Source organism: Burkholderia sp. BCC1998 (genome assembly GCF_905339875.1).
Taxonomy (GTDB): Bacteria; Pseudomonadota; Gammaproteobacteria; order Burkholderiales; family Burkholderiaceae; genus Burkholderia.
Genome location: NZ_CAJPHE010000068.1, coordinates 1 through 1,492, shown reverse-complemented (window position 1 = coordinate 1,492; position 1,492 = coordinate 1). Strand labels below are relative to the sequence as shown.

Annotated in this window: 3 protein-coding genes; all 3 read right to left on the bottom strand. The window is 62.9% G+C overall.

Going from position 1 to position 1,492, the window contains the following annotated elements; genetic code table 11:
* Window positions 1-565 (bottom strand): IS66 family transposase zinc-finger binding domain-containing protein (locus U5A56_RS36785; protein WP_321927375.1); only part of this gene is annotated, 565 nt, incomplete at its 3' end.
* Window positions 566-596: 31 nt separating this feature from the next.
* On the bottom strand, window positions 597-947 hold the full coding sequence (gene tnpB / locus U5A56_RS36780) for an IS66 family insertion sequence element accessory protein TnpB (protein ID WP_257776135.1): 351 nt from the start codon (window positions 945-947) through the stop codon (window positions 597-599).
* Complete coding sequence (locus U5A56_RS36775; RefSeq protein WP_257776134.1) at window positions 923-1,465, bottom strand: transposase; 543 nt, start codon at window positions 1,463-1,465, stop codon at window positions 923-925. The genes tnpB and U5A56_RS36775 overlap by 25 nt, the downstream gene beginning before the upstream one ends.
* Window positions 1,466-1,492: the final 27 nt, after the last annotated feature.

Sequence of the window (1,492 nt, the reverse complement as noted above, 5' to 3'; positions counted from 1 at the left end):
TGATGATCCACGCCAGCGCGGATTCCGTGAGCAGCCCGCGAGGAACGATGCGCGCCGGTGCGGGCGTCACCTTGATGCCGAGGTCGCAGCACGGGCATGCGTACTTGACCCGCTGGTGCTGAACGACGCGCACCTGCTCGGGAATCACGTCGAGCTGTTCGCTCGTTTCCACGCCGATCTCGACGAGAGCATGGCCATCATGCGCGCAGAACCGTTCGGACTCGGGCAACTCGTGCCGCACGACCTCGCGCGGCAGGTTCGGATCGAGTGGTTTGCGCCCGCGCTTGCCTCGCGTGTGGGCGGCCACCGATGTGCCGGGCATATCCTCGCGCGCGGGCACGTCGGTAGTCGTCGCCAGCGCCTCGGCTTCGTTGAACAGACCGAGCTGGTCGGCATGGCGCGCTTCGCTCGATGCGCCGAACAGTTCGTGCTTGTAGGCCCGCAGTTTCTCCTCGGCCAGATCGCGCTGAGCCGTCACGAGTCGAAGCTCACCGCGCAGCGCATCGCGTTCGGCGAGCAGTGCCTGGTATTCCTCAACACTCGGCATGACGGGGCTGTTCGGCATGGCCGATTAGACCATGTCACCCGCGTGGTGTTCAGCTCATCCGCGCGTAATATCGCCGGGGATGCTTCTGGATCACGGCCAGGTCGATGCCGTCGAGCAGCCAATGCAACTGCTCAACGCTGAGCGTGATCGTGTCGCCCCCGTTCGGCCAGACGAAGCGGTCGGCTTCGAGGCGCTTGAGCAGCAACCAGAAGCCGTTGCCGCCCCAGCCGAGAATCTTGATGCGATCGCGACGGCGGTTGCCGAACACGAACAGTGCCGAGGTCATCAGGTTCAGGCGCATTGCCTGTTCGACCAGGATCGACAATCCGTTGATGCCCATGCGGAAGTCGACCGGATCGCGATGCAGGTAGACCTTCAGCCCTTCGTCGAACCGGAACACGGCAGCCTCCCGAGCATCTGGATCACCGTGGCCAGCTCATCGACACTCGCCTCGCCAAGATCAAATTCGACACCATTCGACAGGCGCACATGTAACGAGAGCACCATCAACGACGTGTCCGGTGGCAATACTGGCGAAACGGCAGGCACTGTCGACGGAGTCGTGACGACCGGAACGAATGCCCGCGCTTCACTCATCGGAACCCGACGTGCAGTGCCCGGAATGTCGATCGATACGCCGTCGATCACCGGCGGGTCCGGCCTCGTTGGGGTTTGCAGCGTATGCTGCTGATGGCGCGAGATCCAGCGGCGCAACTGATTCGGATTGACGTCATGGTCCATGGCCGCCCGGGCGATAGATACCCCCGGCTTCAGGCAAAACTCGACCAGCTCCCGCACGGCATCTTCATCAAATTCCCGCCGACCATCCCGTCGGCGGCCCACCACCAGTCTGCTTCGAAGGTCCTGTTTTTCTGTCATCACGGTCTGAGTGCATGTGTCCACGCGGACACTTAGCATCTGACCTTCTGCCTACCATTGGTAGGG